This window comes from Escherichia ruysiae (assembly GCF_031323975.1).
Lineage (GTDB): Bacteria > Pseudomonadota > Gammaproteobacteria > Enterobacterales > Enterobacteriaceae > Escherichia > Escherichia ruysiae.
In genome coordinates this window covers 947,228-964,417 of the sequence record NZ_JAVIWS010000001.1, presented here as the reverse complement: position 1 = coordinate 964,417, position 17,190 = coordinate 947,228, and the positions used below count along the sequence as shown (strand labels likewise).

Here is a 17,190-nt window from a genome sequence, read left to right as displayed (position 1 = left end):
ACAAAAAGGGGGCGGTATGAGCCATGTCTGGGGACTGTTTTCCCATCCCGATCGTGAAATGCAGGTGATTAATCGTGAAAACGAAACGATTTCTCATCACTACACCCACCACGTTTTGCTGATGGCGGCGATTCCGGTGATCTGTGCCTTCATTGGCACCACGCAAATTGGCTGGAATTTTGGCGATGGCACTATCCTGAAGTTATCCTGGTTTACCGGACTGGCGCTGGCTGTCCTGTTTTATGGCGTTATGCTGGCAGGGGTCGCGGTGATGGGGCGAGTCATCTGGTGGATGGCGCGCAAATATCCGCAACGTCCATCGCTTGCGCACTGTATGGTCTTTGCCGGATATGTCGCAACGCCGCTGTTTTTAAGCGGCCTGGTGGCGCTTTATCCGCTGGTTTGGCTGTGCGCGCTGGTCGGCACGGTGGCGCTGTTTTACACCGGCTATCTGCTTTATCTCGGTATTCCGAGCTTCCTGAATATCAACAAAGAGGAAGGTCTTAGTTTCTCCAGTTCGACGCTGGCGATTGGCGTACTGGTGCTGGAAGTGCTGCTCGCTATTACCGTTATTCTGTGGGGGTACGGTTATCGGCTGTTCTAGAAAGTTCTTTTGCGTTGCATTGCTGACGTAAATGTCAGCAATGCAGCATTTCCTCACGATTCTCCTTTGACGATCGCACTTTTTGCTCGTTATGATGGCGTCGCTAGCCTCAGTAAATCCTTACTCCGGCGGTGCGCAACCCGTGCGCGTGAACCACTATCTGAATGCTCATCATGCCGAAATTTCGAGTTTCTTTATTTAGCCTGGCTCTAATGCTGGCTGTGCCTTTTGCACCGCAGGCCGTTGCGAAAACGACCGCCGCTACCACAGCTTCGCAGCCGGAAATCGCTTCCGGTAGTGCGATGATTGTTGATCTGAATACCAACAAAGTGATCTATTCGAACCACCCGGATCTGGTGCGTCCGATTGCGTCAATCACCAAATTAATGACCGCAATGGTGGTGCTTGACGCACGACTGCCGCTGGATGAAAAACTGAAAGTGGATATCAGCCAGACGCCAGAGATGAAAGGGGTCTATTCGCGCGTGCGACTGAACAGCGAAATCAGCCGTAAAGATATGCTGTTGTTGGCGCTGATGTCTTCGGAAAACCGCGCGGCGGCAAGCCTGGCGCACCATTATCCTGGTGGTTATAACGCTTTTATTAAAGCGATGAATGCGAAAGCGAAGTCGCTCGGAATGAACAACACGCGCTTTGTTGAACCGACCGGGTTGTCGGTGCATAACGTTTCGACGGCCCGTGACCTGACCAAATTGCTGATTGCCAGCAAACAATATCCGTTGATCGGTCAGTTGAGTACCACCCGTGAAGATATGGCGACCTTCTCTAATCCGACGTACACCCTGCCGTTCCGCAATACTAACCATCTGGTTTATCGCGATAACTGGAATATTCAGTTAACCAAAACCGGTTTTACCAATGCCGCAGGGCATTGCCTGGTGATGCGCACGGTTATCAATAATAAACCGGTGGCGCTGGTGGTGATGGATGCATTTGGCAAATATACCCATTTTGCCGATGCCAGCCGCCTGCGTACCTGGATTGAGACCGGTAAAGTGATGCCTGTTCCGGCTGCGGCGTTGAGCTATAAAAAACAAAAAGCCGCTCAGATGGCGGCGGCGGGGCAGACGGCACAGAACGATTAAGTTTGCTTGCCTGTAGGCCGGATCAGGCGTTTACGCCGCATCCGGCATTCGGGCACGATGCCTGATGCGATGCTGGCGCATCTTATCAGGCCTACATCTGCATCAGGCATCCGGCTATATTTACTCTGCTTCCTGCCAGTTTTTCCGCTTGCTGGTTTTACCGATCCCAGGGTTCATACTGTTGGTTGGATCGTTCTCGCGATAAAACTTCTGCAACGTCTCCGGTGCTTTATACAAATGACCGACGTTATGCTCGGCAGGATATTGCGCGCCGCGCTGGCGTAACAGCTCCAGCATTTGTTCCTTCAACGCATGTACATCCACACCTTTTTTGACGATGTAATCCTGGTGGAAGACATAGCACATAAAATGGCCGTAATAGAGCTTGTGTACCAACTGGCTGTCGATCTCCGGTGGCAAATGCTCATACCACTCGGTATCGTTACGCCGCAGAGCAATATCCAGAGCCAGAATGTCTTCGACTTCATCGGAATGCACGGCCTGATAACGAATTGCCGCCCCCGCAGCGGCGAAACGGTGTAAAAATGCTTTGCTGCCTTCCTCCGGCGTACAGACAAAGAAATCACCTTCAGCCTGTTTGAAATAATCCACCAGCCACGATTTCGCTTCGCCAATGCCATCGCCCGCCATTTTTAACAGCAGATGATGTTCATATTTATCGCGCCAGCTGTTCATGCGCGGGGGTAAATGGCTGGGGAACAGATGACCGAATTTTTGCATCGCACGGTCGGTAAAATGCGGACGGAAGAATTTCACTTTCTCCAGCATCGCATCGGTACGCCCTTTGATGTTAAAGAAGAGAGGCATCTTGTCGGTGCCAAGTTTATCGATCATCAGGAAGGTGTCTTTGCCATATTTTTCCGCGATATCGTAGATATCCCGATGCATATATTCCCCTGCAACCGGCAGATTTTCGAAATTAGCCAGAATATGGCGGCGGATTTCAGTCAGCACTTCCGGCTGATTGGTGCCTATATAAAACACCTGCTGATTTTTTTCTGCTTCGAAGGTATCAAGACGTACCGCGAATACTGCCAGTTTTCCGGCGCAACCGGAGGATTCAAACAGGCGATCCGGGTCGGCGTTATAACGTGCGGGTGTGTCGGCTTCAATATCCCTAACGCGGTGAACATAATCATAATCGTGGGCGTGACGACCATCGTGGCGAACATCATCTTCTTTGATACGATCGTCATCCAGCTTGCTGAGGATCTGCTCTGGTGTTTCGCCCAGATCAATCCCCAGATGGTTCACCAGCGTCAGTTTGCCGTCTTCATTTATGCGCGCGAATAACGACATTTCGGTATATGCCGGGCCACGCTGCACCAGCGAGCCGCCGGAATTATTACAGATACCGCCGATGACCGATGCACCTATGCACGACGAACCAATCACCGAGTGCGGTTCGCGACCCAGCGGTTTGAGAGCTTTTTCCAGCGAATAGAGCGTGGTGCCAGGATATGCCAGCACTTGTTCGCCCTTGCCGAGAACGTGCAGTTTGTCGAGACGCAGGGTGCTGATGATCACGATATCGCGATCATAGTCGTTACCGTTTGGCGTCGAGCCTTCGGTCAGACCGGTATTGGCGGCCTGCATCAGAATAATTTTGTCGGCGGTAACGCAGGCTTTCAGCACCCGCCACAATTCCAGTAGTGAGCCAGGGAAAACGACAGCCAGCGCGTCGCCCTGACCAGAACGGAAGCCCTTGCGATAGCGGGCCGTTTTTGCGGGATCGGTGAGCAGGTGTGAATGACCGACCAGACGGGCAAGTTCATTCAAAAAGGCTTTATTATCAGTTGTTGTCATGGAAGACATTTTCCACTCCTTGTGGTGGCGAAAAAATATCACAAACTAGAATAGCGCCTTGTATGACAATTCAGCGAGTGAATATTTTGAAAATTCAGACAATAAACTGAGCATTCTTTTTCTCTCTCCATCATGCTTATGGCAAACTACGGTTTTTGCACCATTTTCGCTGCCACGTCGGGCAACAAAGGAAGAAAAATCCACATGAAATGGCTATGTTCAGTAGGTATCGCGGTAAGTCTGGCCTTACAGCCAGCACTGGCGGATGATTTGTTCGGTAACCATCCATTAACGCCCGAAGCGCGTGATGCGTTCGTCACCGAACTGCTCAAAAAAATGACGGTTGATGAGAAGATTGGTCAACTGCGCTTAATCAGCGTCGGCCCGGATAACCCGAAAGAGGCGATCCGCGAGATGATCAAAGACGGGCAGGTTGGGGCGATTTTCAACACCGTAACCCGTCAGGATATCCGCGCCATGCAGGATCAGGTGATGGAATTAAGCCGCCTGAAAATTCCTCTCTTCTTTGCCTATGATGTGCTGCACGGTCAGCGCACTGTCTTCCCGATTAGCCTCGGCCTGGCCTCTTCTTTTAACCTCGATGCGGTGAAAACAGTAGGGCGCGTCTCTGCTTATGAAGCGGCAGATGATGGCCTGAATATGACCTGGGCGCCAATGGTCGATGTCTCGCGCGATCCGCGCTGGGGACGTGCTTCCGAAGGTTTTGGCGAAGATACGTATCTGACCTCAATCATGGGTAAAACCATGGTGGAAGCGATGCAGGGTAAAAGCCCGGCAGATCGCTACTCGGTGATGACCAGCGTCAAACACTTTGCTGCATACGGCGCGGTAGAAGGTGGTAAAGAGTACAACACCGTCGATATGAGCCCGCAGCGCCTGTTTAATGACTATATGCCGCCGTATAAAGCGGGGCTGGATGCAGGCAGCGGCGCGGTGATGGTGGCGTTGAACTCGCTGAACGGCACGCCAGCCACCTCCGATTCCTGGCTGCTGAAAGATGTGCTGCGCGATCAGTGGGGCTTTAAAGGCATCACCGTTTCCGATCATGGCGCAATCAAAGAACTGATTAAACACGGTACGGCGGCAGATCCGGAAGATGCGGTGCGCGTGGCGCTGAAATCCGGGATCAACATGAGCATGAGCGACGAGTATTACTCGAAGTATCTGCCTGGTTTGATCAAATCCGGCAAAGTGACGATGGCAGAGCTGGACGATGCCGCGCGTCACGTACTGAACGTCAAATATGACATGGGACTGTTTAACGATCCGTACAGCCACCTTGGGCCGAAAGAGTCTGACCCGGTGGATACCAATGCTGAAAGCCGCCTGCACCGTAAAGAAGCGCGTGAAGTGGCGCGTGAAAGCCTGGTGTTGCTGAAAAACCGTCTCGAAACGTTACCGCTGAAAAAATCGGCCACCATTGCGGTGGTTGGGCCACTGGCGGACAGTAAACGTGACGTGATGGGCAGCTGGTCCGCAGCCGGTGTTGCCGATCAATCCGTGACCGTACTGACCGGGATTAAAAATGCCGTCGGTGAAAACGGTAAAGTGCTGTATGCCAAAGGGGCGAACGTTACCAGTGACAAAGGCATTATCGATTTCCTGAATCAGTATGAAGAAGCGGTCAAAGTCGATTCGCGCTCGCCGCAAGAGATGATTGATGAAGCGGTGCAAACCGCGAAACAATCTGATGTGGTGGTGGCTGTGGTCGGTGAAGCACAGGGGATGGCGCACGAGGCCTCCAGCCGTACCGATATCACTATTCCTCAAAGCCAACGTGATTTGATTGCGGCGCTGAAAGCCACCGGTAAACCGCTGGTGCTGGTGCTGATGAACGGTCGTCCGCTGGCGCTGGTGAAAGAAGATCAGCAGGCCGACGCGATTCTGGAAACCTGGTTTGCGGGTACGGAAGGGGGGAATGCGATTGCCGATGTATTGTTTGGCGATTACAACCCGTCCGGCAAGCTGCCGATGTCCTTCCCGCGTTCTGTCGGGCAGATCCCTGTGTACTACAGCCATCTGAATACCGGGCGTCCGTATAATGCCGACAAGCCGAACAAATACACTTCGCGTTATTTTGATGAAGCTAACGGGGCACTTTATCCGTTCGGCTATGGTCTGAGCTATACCACGTTCACCGTCTCTGATGTGAAACTTTCTGCGCCGACCATGAAGCGTGACGGCAAAGTGACGGCCAGTGTGCAGGTGACGAATACCGGCAAACGCGAAGGGGCGACGGTAGTGCAGATGTACTTGCAGGATGTGACGGCTTCCATGAGTCGCCCGGTGAAACAGCTAAAAGGCTTTGAGAAAATCACCCTGAAGCCGGGCGAAACTCAGACCGTCAGCTTCCCGATCGATATCGAGGCGCTGAAGTTCTGGAATCAACAGATGAAATATGACGCCGAGCCAGGCAAGTTCAACGTCTTTATCGGCACTGATTCCGCACGCGTTAAGAAAGGCGAGTTTGAGTTGCTGTAATGCTTTAGTAAGGGCGCGACGTTTGCGCCCTTTGCCTGATGTTCATATCTTAACTTGCTGAATTTTCGCCCTTTGTAGGCCGGATAAGGCGCTCGCGCCGCATCCGGCAGGAAACGCCGAACCGAATATGCCTCTTAAGTATTTATCTGATTCTGCAACTGAATCCGCCCAGTCAGGCTAACCCCGCCATTATCAACTATGCTTTTCTCTTAATTCGCTGAAAACAACAGTAAAAGAATGAGGAAAGCATCATGCCACTCTCAAAGGTCTGGGCAGGTTCACTGGTTATGTTGGCAGCCGTGAGCCTGCCGCTGCACGCGGCTTCCCCCGTTAAAGTCGGTTCAAAAATCGATACCGAAGGCGCGCTACTCGGCAACATCATCTTGCAGGTACTCGAAAGCCACGGCGTACCGACGGTCAATAAAGTGCAACTCGGAACGACTCCTGTGGTGCGTGGGGCGATTACTTCTGGCGAGCTGGATATCTACCCGGAATACACCGGCAATGGCGCTTTCTTCTTTAAAGATGAAAACGATGCGGCGTGGAAAAATGCCGGGCAAGGCTACGAGAAAGTCAAAAAGCTCGATGCAGAGCAAAACAAGTTAATCTGGCTGACGCCCGCACCTGCGAATAACACCTGGACCATCGCCGTGCGTCAGGATGTGGCAGAGAAAAACAAACTCACTTCGCTTGCCGACCTGAGTCGTTATCTGAAAGAGGGCGGCACCTTCAAACTGGCAGCCTCGGCAGAGTTTATCGAACGCGCCGATGCCTTACCCGCTTTTGAAAAAGCTTACGACTTTAAACTCGATCAGGATCAGTTACTGTCACTTGCAGGCGGCGACACGGCGGTGACCATTAAAGCCGCTGCCCAACAAACATCCGGCGTTAATGCGGCGATGGCTTACGGCACTGACGGCCCGGTAGCGGCGCTGGGACTGCAAACCTTAAGCGATCCGCAAGGCGTGCAACCTATCTACGCGCCTGCACCAGTGGTGCGTGAATCGGTGTTGAAGGAATATCCACAAATGGCACAGTGGTTACAGCCTGTTTTCGCCAGCCTCGATGAAAAAACATTGCAGCAACTGAATGCCAGCATTGCCGTTGAAGGACTGGATGCCAAAAAAGTGGCTGCCGACTACCTGAAACAAAAAGGGTGGACGAAGTAATTTCTCGTGACTTATCTACGTATTAATCCTGTTCTGGCGCTGCTGCTGTTGCTGACGGCAATCGCAGCGGCACTGCCGTTTATCAGTTACGCGCCTAACCGGCTGGTCTCTGGTGAGGGGCGTCATCTCTGGCAACTGTGGCCGCAAACGATCTGGATGCTGGTAGGCGTTGGTTGCGCCTGGCTGACTGCCTGTTTTATTCCCGGTAGAAAAGGCAGCATTTTTGCACTCATTCTTGCGCAATTCGTCTTCGTATTGCTGGTGTGGGGCGCGGGAAAGGCAGCGACACAACTGGCGCAAAATGGCAGTGTGCTGGCGCGTACCAGCCTCGGCAGTGGTTTCTGGTTGGCTGTGGCGCTGGCATTGCTGGCCTGTAGTGATGCCATCCGCCGAATCTCCACGCATCCGCTGTGGCGCTGGTTGTTGCATATGCAGATTGCCATCATTCCGCTGTGGTTGCTGTACTCCGGCGCGCTTAACGATCTCTCGCTAATGAAAGAATACGTCAACCGTCAGGATGTGTTTGACGACGCGCTGGCGCAACATCTGACGTTGCTGTTTGGCTCGGTACTGCCGGCGCTGGTGATTGGCGTGCCGCTGGGCGTCTGGTGCTACTTTTCCACCGCGCGGCAGGGGGCGATTTTTTCTCTGCTCAATGTCATTCAGACCGTGCCTTCGGTGGCGCTCTTTGGTTTGCTGATTGCTCCGCTTGCCGGACTGGTGACTGCCTTTCCGTGGCTGGGGACGATCGGCATAGCAGGAACCGGAATGACACCCGCACTGATTGCGCTGGTGCTCTATGCCTTGCTGCCGCTGGTGCGCGGCGTGGTAGTCGGCTTGAACCAGATCCCGCGCGATGTGTTGGAGAGCGCCAGAGCGATGGGCATGAGCGGGGCGCAGCGTTTCCTGCATGTTCAGTTACCACTGGCGTTACCGGTATTTCTGCGCAGCCTGCGGGTGGTGATGGTGCAAACCGTCGGCATGGCGGTGATTGCGGCGTTAATCGGCGCAGGCGGTTTTGGTGCGCTGGTTTTCCAGGGGCTGTTAAGCAGTGCCATTGATTTAGTATTGCTGGGGGTGATCCCGGTGATTGTACTGGCGGTGCTTACCGACGCGCTGTTCGATTTGCTTATCGCACTGCTGAAGGTGAAACGTAATGATTGAATTTAGCCATGTCAGCAAACTGTTCGGCGCACAAAAAGCCGTTAACGATCTCAATCTCAATTTTCAGGAAGGGAGTTTTTCGGTGCTGATTGGCACATCTGGCTCCGGCAAATCCACCACCCTGAAAATGATTAATCGCCTGGTGGAGCATGACAGCGGAGTGATCCGCTTTGCCGGAGAAGAAATTCGCTCGCTGCCAGTGCTGGAGTTGCGCCGCCGGATGGGATACGCCATCCAGTCGATAGGTTTATTTCCCCACTGGAGCGTGGCGCAAAACATCGCCACCGTGCCGCAATTACAAAAATGGTCGCGGGCGCGGATTGACGATCGTATCGACGAATTAATGGCGCTGTTGGGGCTGGAGGCGAATTTACGCGAGCGTTATCCACATCAACTTTCTGGTGGTCAGCAGCAGCGAGTCGGCGTTGCTCGTGCGCTGGCTGCCGATCCGCAAGTTTTGCTGATGGATGAACCGTTTGGCGCGCTGGATCCGGTGACGCGCGGCGCGTTGCAACAAGAGATGACGCGCATTCACCGTTTGCTGGGGCGCACCATTGTGCTGGTCACTCATGATATTGATGAGGCGCTACGGCTGGCAGAACATCTGGTGTTGATGGATCATGGTGAAGTGGTGCAGCAGGGCAATCCGCTGACGATGCTTACTCGTCCAGAGAATGATTTTGTCCGCCAGTTTTTTGGGCATAGTGAACTGGGTGTGCGCCTGCTTTCGTTACGTAGTGTGACTGATTATGTGCGCCGCAACGAACGCGCTGAAGGTGAGGCGCTGGCAGAAGAGATGACGCTACGTGATGCGCTCTCATTGTTTGTCGCTCGTGGTTGTGAAGTGTTGCCGGTGGTTGACGCTCAAGGTAAACCTTGCGGCACATTACATTTTCAGGATCTGCTGGTGGAGGCGTAATCGTATGAAAATAATGCGCGATCCGCTGTTCTGGCTTATTGCTCTGTTTGTGGGGCTGATTTTCTGGCTACCCTATAGCCAGCCGTTGTTTGGTGCTTTATTTCCACAATTACCTCGGCCTGTTTATCAGCAGGAAAGTTTTGCTGCCCTGGCGCTGGCTCATTTCTGGCTAGTGGGGATCTCAAGTTTGTTTGCCGTGATCATTGGTACCGGTGCCGGAATTGCTGTCACTCGCCCGTGGGGCGCGGAGTTTCGCCCGATGGTCGAAACCATTGCCGCCGTTGGGCAGACTTTTCCGCCCGTAGCTGTGCTGGCGATTGCTGTTCCGGTGATGGGGTTTGGTCAGCAACCGGCGATTATTGCTTTGATCCTTTACGGCGTGCTACCGATCTTACAGGCGACACTTGCCGGACTGGGATCGATTGATGCCAGCGTGACAGACGTTGCCAAAGGGATGGGAATGAGCCGGGGTCAGCGATTGCGTAAAGTGGAGTTACCGCTGGCAGCGCCAGTGATTCTGGCTGGCGTGCGGACTTCAGTGATTATCAATATTGGTACGGCGACCATTGCCTCAACGGTAGGAGCCAGCACGCTGGGTACGCCCATCATCATCGGACTTAGCGGATTTAACACTGCTTATGTGATTCAGGGGGCGTTGCTGGTGGCACTGGCGGCGATCATCGTAGACCGCCTGTTTGAACGGTTGGTGCAGCTACTCAGCCAGCACGCAAAATAAAGGTATAACCTGCGAGCATGACGCCACCGATACCGCCTAACGCCATCAACAGGAACAGGGTGATAACCCCAATTTTCGCTATGCGCATAATGCACTCCTTATGTTAACGAAAGGATTGTACAGTAAAGCGCATTTGTTAACGAATCATTAAATGCCGAGTGGGAAAATATCATGGCCTTGTTCCTGCCAGTTGGTGAGCTGCTGCTGCTGGGCGGGAGACTGGTTTTCACCGCACCACACCAATAGCGTGCGGCCTTCAAACAGTTCCGGGCGGAGCTGGTTGAGGGAATGGGCGAGGACATCAATGCGCCATCCTTGCTGGCTGGCAATCCAACCCTCCAGCCACAGCCGCGTGGTATCCTGAATATTCCAGCCAACCACCAGCGCATCTTTACCCTGTTTTTTACGTGCCGAAGCCAGACAAATGGCGATGTAGTTGATCAGTACACCGTCGAGGATCGCCAGTAACGCCTGGAGAGTTGGTTGCTGACACTGAAGACGTCGGCGCAGAGGAATGAACAGATGTGTGGTGAGCGTCTGGGCGGGGTAATCCTGACCACGTTCTTTGATCCACATTCGCAGACTTTGTAGATTGCCACTTTGCAGGTAATTAAGCAGAGTTTCTTGCTGATCGCGCCAGCCGTTTTGCACATCAACATTCTCATTACTGAGTAGCATTTTAACTTTGCTGACCTGCACACCGTTATCGATCCAGCGTTTGATCTCGCGGATCCGGTCGATATCGGCATCGTTGAACAGGCGATGACCGCCGTCTGTGCGCTGCGGTTTCAACAATCCGTAACGCCTCTGCCACGCGCGTAACGTGACAGGATTGATATCACAAAGCAACGCCACTTCACCAATTGTGTAAAGCGCCATCCTCTCACCCTTGCTCGCGAGGTCCCGGTTTAACTTTAGACGCAGATTTGCGAACCAGGTAGTTTTGTCCGTTTTTAGTTCATCGTTAGGGTGATTTTATTTTTGCCAGGTGATTTTGAGTGATCGTACTCACGAATTCTCATTTTTCTGCAAGAGTTCAAAGAAAGTTAAACGCAGGCAATGTATGTTACGCGTTTTAAAGGGAAGTGTGGTTTGCGGGTATGTACGATTTTAATCTGGTGTTGCTGCTGCTTCAGCAGATGTGCGTTTTTTTAGTCATTGCGTGGTTAATGAGTAAAACGCCATTATTCATACCATTAATGCAGGTCACGGTTCGTCTGCCGCATAAATTTCTCTGCTACATCGTCTTTTCCATTTTCTGCATTATGGGCACCTGGTTCGGGTTGCACATCGACGATTCGATTGCTAATACGCGGGCGATTGGTGCGGTGATGGGCGGCTTACTCGGCGGTCCGGTCGTCGGTGGGCTGGTTGGTCTGACCGGCGGGTTACATCGATATTCGATGGGGGGCATGACCGCGCTAAGTTGCATGATCTCGACCATCGTTGAAGGATTGCTCGGCGGCCTGGTACACAGCATCCTGATCCGTCGCGGGCGCACTGATAAAGTCTTTAACCCCATTACCGCCGGTGCCGTCACGTTCGTCGCTGAAATGGTGCAAATGCTGATCATCCTGGCAATCGCCCGACCTTATGAAGATGCGGTGCGTCTGGTGAGTAATATTGCTGCGCCAATGATGGTCACCAATACCGTCGGCGCGGCGCTGTTTATGCGTATATTGCTGGATAAACGCGCGATGTTTGAAAAATACACTTCGGCTTTTTCTGCCACCGCGCTGAAAGTCGCGGCCTCGACGGAAGGCATTTTGCGCCAGGGTTTTAACGAAGTGAACAGCATGAAAGTGGCACAGGTGCTGTATCAGGAACTGGATATTGGCGCAGTAGCCATTACCGATCGCGAGAAATTGCTGGCCTTTACCGGAATTGGTGACGACCATCATTTGCCAGGCAAACCGATTTCCTCAACCTACACCTTAAAAGCGATTGAAACTGGCGAAGTGGTCTACGCCGATGGCAACGAAGTGCCTTACCGTTGCTCTTTGCATCCGCAATGCAAACTGGGTTCGACGCTGGTGATTCCGTTGCGTGGTGAGAATCAGCGGGTGATGGGCACCATCAAATTGTATGAAGCGAAAAACCGTTTGTTCAGCTCAATCAACCGCACGCTGGGGGAAGGGATTGCGCAATTGCTTTCGGCGCAGATCCTCGCCGGGCAATATGAGCGGCAAAAAGCGATGCTCACGCAGTCAGAAATTAAACTGCTTCACGCCCAGGTGAATCCCCATTTCCTGTTCAATGCGCTTAACACCATTAAAGCCGTTATCCGCCGCGACAGCGAACAGGCCAGCCAACTGGTGCAGTATCTTTCCACTTTTTTCCGCAAAAACTTAAAGCGGCCTTCGGAGTTTGTTACTCTCGCCGACGAAATTGAACACGTGAATGCTTATCTGCAAATTGAAAAGGCGCGCTTCCAGTCACGGTTGCAGGTCAACATTGCTATTCCGGAGGAATTATCCCGGCAGCAGTTGCCCGCGTTTACCCTGCAACCAATAGTGGAAAACGCTATTAAACATGGAACCTCACAACTGCTGGATACAGGGCGAGTGGCAATTAGCGCAAGGCGTGAAGGGCAACATTTGATGCTGGAGATCGAAGACAATGCCGGTTTGTATCAACCGGCAACCAATGCCAGTGGGCTGGGGATGAATCTGGTGGATAAGCGTTTACGTGAGCGGTTTGGCGATGACTATGGGATAAGCGTCGCCTGTGAGCCTGATAGTTACACCCGAATAACGTTACGACTGCCATGGAGGGACGAGGCATGATTAAAGTCTTAATTGTCGATGATGAACCGTTAGCACGGGAAAACCTGCGCGTATTTTTGCAGGAGCAGAGCGATATTGAAATCGTTGGTGAGTGTTCAAACGCCGTGGAAGGGATCGGCGCGGTGCATAAACTGCGCCCGGATGTGCTGTTTCTCGATATCCAGATGCCGCGCATCAGTGGTCTGGAAATGGTGGGGATGCTCGACCCGGAACATCGTCCGTATATTGTTTTTCTCACCGCGTTTGACGAATACGCTATTAAAGCCTTTGAAGAACATGCCTTTGACTATCTGCTGAAGCCAATTGATGAAGCACGACTGGAGAAAACGCTGGCGCGTTTGCGTCAGGAGCGGAGCAAGCAGGATGTTTCGCTGTTACCGGAAAATCAGCAGGCGCTGAAATTTATTCCTTGTACGGGGCATAGTCGGATTTATTTACTGCAAATGAAAGATGTAGCGTTTGTCAGCAGTCGGATGAGCGGTGTTTACGTCACCAGTCACGAAGGGAAAGAGGGCTTTACTGAACTGACATTACGCACCCTGGAGAGTCGTACACCACTACTACGCTGCCATCGTCAGTATCTGGTTAACCTCGCGCATTTGCAGGAGATTCGCCTGGAAGATAATGGCCAGGCCGAGTTGATTTTGCGTAATGGCTTAACCGTGCCGGTCAGCCGCCGTTATCTGAAAAGCTTAAAAGAGGCGATTGGCCTGTAAAAGACTGCTAAAATGGCTTTTTGCCTCATCAACACCTGAAGGCCTCATGCTAAGTAATGATATTCTGCGCAGCGTGCGCTACATTTTAAAAGCCAATAATAACGACCTGGTGCGCATTCTGGCGCTGGGCAATGTCGAAACCACTGCCGAACAGATTGCCATCTGGTTGCGTAAAGAAGATGAAGAAGGTTTTCAACGTTGTCCGGACATTATTTTGTCCTCATTCCTGAATGGTCTGATTTACGAAAAACGCGGCAGGGATGAGTCTGCACCGGCACTGGAGCCGGAACGTCGTATTAATAACAATATTGTGCTGAAAAAATTGCGCATCGCGTTTTCACTGAAAACCGATGATATCCTGGCGATCCTCACCGAACAGCAGTTCCGCGTTTCTATGCCGGAAATTACTGCGATGATGCGCGCACCGGATCATAAAAACTTCCGCGAATGCGGCGATCAATTCTTGCGTTATTTTCTGCGTGGACTGGCTGCGCGCCAGCATGTGAAGAAAAACTAAGACAGGTCTGGAGGCCATGCAGAGAGCATGGCCTCCGGCAGATTATTTCACTTCTTTAAAGCCAGCGGCTTTCATCACCAGTTCCATTTGCGCCATAGTGATACCTTTTTTGGCATCGTCAGCAGAAATGTTAATGCCGGAAATACCCTGCAGGGCTTTAAAATCAACTTTTTCCATATCGATAGTCACGTTTTCCTGCGCGTAAGTATCAGTAAAGGTTAATTTTTCTTCAACGCCAGCAATGTTTTTATATTTTGCACTTAACGGCTCAAGCTTTTTAGCCGCCTCTTCTTTGTTAGCTGCACCGATGGTTGCAAACTGAATTTTGGTTTCTGAAGATTGCTTAAGCACCTTGTCGCCTTTGTAGACATAGGTAATGGCAATTTCAGTACCGTTCAGATTGGCACTAAATTTCTTTGATTCTTCTTTGTCACCACAGCCAGCGAGAGAGAAAACCAGAACAGATGCAACAACGAGGGAAAACAGCTTGTTGAAAGCCTTCATGTAAAACTCCATTTTATCAAGATCAGAAAACTGGTGACTCTCACCAGGGCGCTATAGAATATTCTTTATACCTCGTCTTGAGCAGTCCGGAAATGGAGTAGATCTCTTAATAAAAAGCATTTTTTCCTCCTTGTTGCTCAAGCATCAGTAACAACTGTTCGCAGAGTAAAACACAATTATTCAATACTTCTGCCAGTGTCTCGCTTTCCGAATTGCGTAATTGCTTCAACACATGCGCCAGCCGATAAAAACCGATTACGGTGAGTTCGTTCGCCAGCAAATCAGCCTGACTAATGGCGCTCTGTTCCTGATAGCGCCAGCCGTTATGGAGTAGCTGAATAATTATGTGATTTCTCGTCCTGATAGATAAAGTGTCTCATTCTGCATCCCTGTAATTTTATCCAGTTTAATACAGATGCTAACAGCATTTGCGCAGGTTACAGAGCGACAAAAAGGCGAGAAAACAACTTTAGGAATTTATAAAGAAAAGGCGCTGTTGATGCAGCGCCTTGAAGGGAGTTATTTCACTTGATGACCAGGTTTAGCACCGGCATCCGGGCTTAACAGGAAGATATCTTTCCCGCCAGGACCGGCAGCCATCACCATGCCTTCGGAGATACCGAAGCGCATTTTACGCGGAGCCAGGTTAGCCACCATAATGGTGTGACGACCAATCAGCGCCTGTGGGTCTGGGTAAGCAGAACGAATGCCGGAGAAGACATTGCGTTTTTCGCCACCCAGATCCAGCGTCAGGCGCAGCAGCTTGTCAGAACCCTCAACAAACTCTGCGTTTTCAATCAGCGCCACGCGCAGGTCAACTTTGGCGAAGTCGTCAAAGGTGATGGTTTCCTGAATCGGATCATCAGCCAGCGGGCCAGTAACTGGCGCGGCAGTTGCTTTCACTTCTTCTTTGGATGCTTCCACCAGTGCTTCCACCTGTTTCATATCGATACGGTTATACAGTGCCTTGAACGGATTCACTTTATGGCCCAGCAGCGGTTGCTGAATACCATCCCAGGTCAGTTCCGTATTGAGGAATGCTTCCGCACGTTCAGTCAGTTTCGGCAGTACCGGCTTCAGGTAAGTCATCAGCACGCGGAACAGGTTTATGCCCATTGAGCAAATCGCTTGCAGATCGGCATCGCGGCCTTCCTGTTTCGCCACCACCCACGGAGCCTGCTCGTCAACATAGCGGTTAGCCAGGTCAGCCAGCGCCATGATTTCGCGCACAGCTTTACCAAATTCGCGGCTTTCCCACGCTTCGCCAATAACTTCAGCGGCATCGGTAAAGGTTTTGTACAGTTCAGGGTCAGCCAGTTCGCTTGCCAACACGCCGTCAAAACGCTTGTTGATAAAGCCAGCGTTACGGGAGGCCAGGTTAACCACTTTATTGACGATATCGGCATTTACGCGCTGAACGAAATCTTCCAGGTTGAGATCGATATCATCAATGCGCGAAGAGAGTTTCGCAGTGTAGTAGTAGCGCAGGCTGTCAGCGTCAAAATGATTCAGCCAGGTGCTGGCTTTAATGAACGTGCCACGAGACTTGGACATCTTCGCGCCGTTCACCGTCACATAGCCGTGAACAAACAGGTTGGTCGGCTTGCGGAAGTTGCTGCCTTCCAGCATGGCAGGCCAGAACAGGCTGTGGAAGTAAACGATATCTTTACCGATGAAGTGGTACAGTTCGGCGGTGGAGTCTTTCTTCCAGTATTCATCGAAGCTTACGGTATCGCCGCGCTTGTCGCACAGATTCTTGAAGGAACCCATGTAACCAATCGGCGCGTCCAGCCAGACGTAGAAGTATTTGCCTGGTGCGTTCGGAATTTCAAAACCGAAGTAAGGCGCATCGCGGGAGATATCCCACTGTTGCAGGCCGGATTCAAACCACTCCTGCATTTTGTTTGCCACCTGCTCCTGCAACGCGCCGCTGCGGGTCCATGCCTGCAACATTTCGCTGAAAGAGGGCAGATCAAAGAAGAAGTGTTCGGAATCACGCATCACCGGCGTAGCACCAGAAACCACAGATTTCGGCTCGATCAGTTCAGTCGGGCTGTAGGTCGCGCCGCAGACTTCACAGTTATCGCCGTATTGATCTGGCGCTTTACATTTCGGGCAGGTGCCTTTCACAAAACGATCCGGCAGGAACATACCTTTTTCCGGGTCGTACAACTGAGAGATGGTGCGGTTTTTAATAAAACCGTTCTCTTTCAGGCGAGTATAGATAAGCTCAGACAACTGACGGTTCTCTTCGCTGTGCGTCGAGTGATAGTTGTCGTAGCTGATATTAAAGCCTGCGAAATCAGTCTGATGCTCCTGACTCATTTCGCCAATCATCTGCTCCGGGGTAATACCAAGCTGCTGGGCTTTCAGCATGATCGGCGTACCGTGGGCATCGTCGGCGCAGATGAAGTTGACCTCGTGGCCGCGCATTCGCTGGTAACGGACCCAGACATCAGCCTGGATGTGCTCCAGCATATGGCCGAGGTGGATAGAGCCGTTAGCGTACGGCAGTGCGCACGTCACCAGAATTTTCTTCGCGACTTGAGTCATAGTAGGCATTACTTCTTAGTAGTGAAAAGGGGTTAGATAGTACCAAATGGGAAAATGTTAAGTAAGTACTTATCTATTTTCTTCAGG

15 protein-coding genes and 1 pseudogene are annotated in these 17,190 nt (G+C 51.8%); 10 read left to right on the top strand and 6 right to left on the bottom strand.

Annotation, left to right across the window (positions count from 1 at the left end):
• The first annotated feature begins 16 nt into the window (after positions 1-16).
• Together RGV86_RS04970 and pbpG are read left to right on the top strand one after the other, a co-directional pair.
• Complete coding sequence (locus RGV86_RS04970) at positions 17-604, top strand: Yip1 family protein (RefSeq protein ID WP_000020073.1); 588 nt, start codon at positions 17-19, stop codon at positions 602-604.
• A gap of 173 nt (positions 605-777) precedes the next feature.
• A complete protein-coding gene (pbpG, locus tag RGV86_RS04965; protein ID WP_010347193.1) occupies positions 778-1,710 on the top strand; it encodes a D-alanyl-D-alanine endopeptidase in 933 nt (310 codons plus the stop codon).
• 120 nt (positions 1,711-1,830) lie between these two features.
• Here pbpG and dld read toward each other — a convergent pair whose 3' ends face one another.
• Positions 1,831-3,546: a D-lactate dehydrogenase gene (gene dld / locus RGV86_RS04960; RefSeq protein WP_085460934.1), complete on the bottom strand. Its 1,716-nt coding sequence runs from the start codon at positions 3,544-3,546 to the stop codon at positions 1,831-1,833.
• 195 nt (positions 3,547-3,741) lie between these two features.
• On the opposite strand from dld, the gene bglX reads away from it, so the two are divergent.
• The 5 genes from bglX (at position 3,742) to yehW (ending at position 10,027) form a co-directional block, all read left to right on the top strand.
• Entirely contained in the window at positions 3,742-6,039 is a 2,298-nt protein-coding gene (bglX, locus tag RGV86_RS04955; protein WP_000871484.1) for a beta-glucosidase BglX, read from the top strand.
• A gap of 251 nt (positions 6,040-6,290) precedes the next feature.
• Positions 6,291-7,208, top strand: coding sequence for a glycine betaine ABC transporter substrate-binding protein OsmF (gene osmF, locus RGV86_RS04950; RefSeq protein WP_085460933.1), 918 nt, complete (start codon positions 6,291-6,293; stop codon positions 7,206-7,208).
• Positions 7,209-7,214: 6 nt separating this feature from the next.
• Entirely contained in the window at positions 7,215-8,372 is a 1,158-nt protein-coding gene (yehY, locus tag RGV86_RS04945) for a glycine betaine ABC transporter permease YehY (RefSeq protein ID WP_085460932.1), read from the top strand.
• Positions 8,365-9,291, top strand: coding sequence for a glycine betaine ABC transporter ATP binding protein YehX (gene yehX, locus RGV86_RS04940; RefSeq protein WP_085460931.1), 927 nt, complete (start codon positions 8,365-8,367; stop codon positions 9,289-9,291). The genes yehY and yehX overlap by 8 nt, the downstream gene beginning before the upstream one ends.
• Before the next feature lie 4 nt (positions 9,292-9,295).
• Entirely contained in the window at positions 9,296-10,027 is a 732-nt protein-coding gene (gene yehW, locus RGV86_RS04935; protein WP_085460930.1) for a glycine betaine ABC transporter permease YehW, read from the top strand.
• Here yehW and RGV86_RS04930 read toward each other — a convergent pair.
• Positions 10,008-10,115, bottom strand: coding sequence for a protein YohO (locus RGV86_RS04930; protein ID WP_001216965.1), 108 nt, complete (start codon positions 10,113-10,115; stop codon positions 10,008-10,010). The two genes, yehW and RGV86_RS04930, sit on opposite strands and share 20 nt — an antisense overlap.
• A 59-nt stretch (positions 10,116-10,174) precedes the next feature.
• Positions 10,175-10,906 carry an HTH-type transcriptional regulator MlrA gene (mlrA, locus tag RGV86_RS04925; RefSeq protein ID WP_001240389.1) on the bottom strand — a complete coding sequence of 244 codons (732 nt, stop codon included), beginning with the start codon at positions 10,904-10,906 and terminating at the stop codon, positions 10,175-10,177.
• Positions 10,907-11,127: 221 nt separating this feature from the next.
• Here mlrA and btsS point away from each other — a divergent pair, with 221 nt between their 5' ends.
• From btsS to RGV86_RS04910, 3 genes are read left to right on the top strand one after another with little or no spacing between them, the layout of a single operon-like run.
• On the top strand, positions 11,128-12,813 hold the full coding sequence (gene btsS / locus RGV86_RS04920; protein WP_010347186.1) for a two-component regulatory system sensor histidine kinase BtsS: 1,686 nt from the start codon (positions 11,128-11,130) through the stop codon (positions 12,811-12,813).
• Positions 12,810-13,529 (top strand): two-component system response regulator BtsR, encoded by a 720-nt coding sequence (gene btsR / locus RGV86_RS04915; RefSeq protein WP_000598641.1) that lies wholly within the window; start codon positions 12,810-12,812, stop codon positions 13,527-13,529. Before btsS ends, btsR begins: the two co-directional genes overlap by 4 nt.
• A 46-nt stretch (positions 13,530-13,575) precedes the next feature.
• Entirely contained in the window at positions 13,576-14,046 is a 471-nt protein-coding gene (locus RGV86_RS04910; protein ID WP_010347183.1) for a YehS family protein, read from the top strand.
• A gap of 42 nt (positions 14,047-14,088) precedes the next feature.
• Here the strand turns inward: RGV86_RS04910 and RGV86_RS04905 are convergent, their stop codons facing one another.
• The 3 genes and pseudogenes from RGV86_RS04905 to metG all read right to left on the bottom strand — a co-directional run bounded on the left by RGV86_RS04905 (position 14,089) and on the right by metG (position 17,103).
• Positions 14,089-14,550, bottom strand: coding sequence for a YehR family lipoprotein (locus RGV86_RS04905; protein WP_010347181.1), 462 nt, complete (start codon positions 14,548-14,550; stop codon positions 14,089-14,091).
• A 106-nt stretch (positions 14,551-14,656) separates the two neighbouring features.
• Positions 14,657-14,896 (bottom strand): annotated as a pseudogene (locus RGV86_RS04900) (SWIM zinc finger family protein); the annotation flags it as partial.
• 173 nt (positions 14,897-15,069) lie between these two features.
• Positions 15,070-17,103: a methionine--tRNA ligase gene (gene metG / locus RGV86_RS04895; protein ID WP_137598273.1), complete on the bottom strand. Its 2,034-nt coding sequence runs from the start codon at positions 17,101-17,103 to the stop codon at positions 15,070-15,072.
• Positions 17,104-17,190 lie beyond the last annotated feature (87 nt).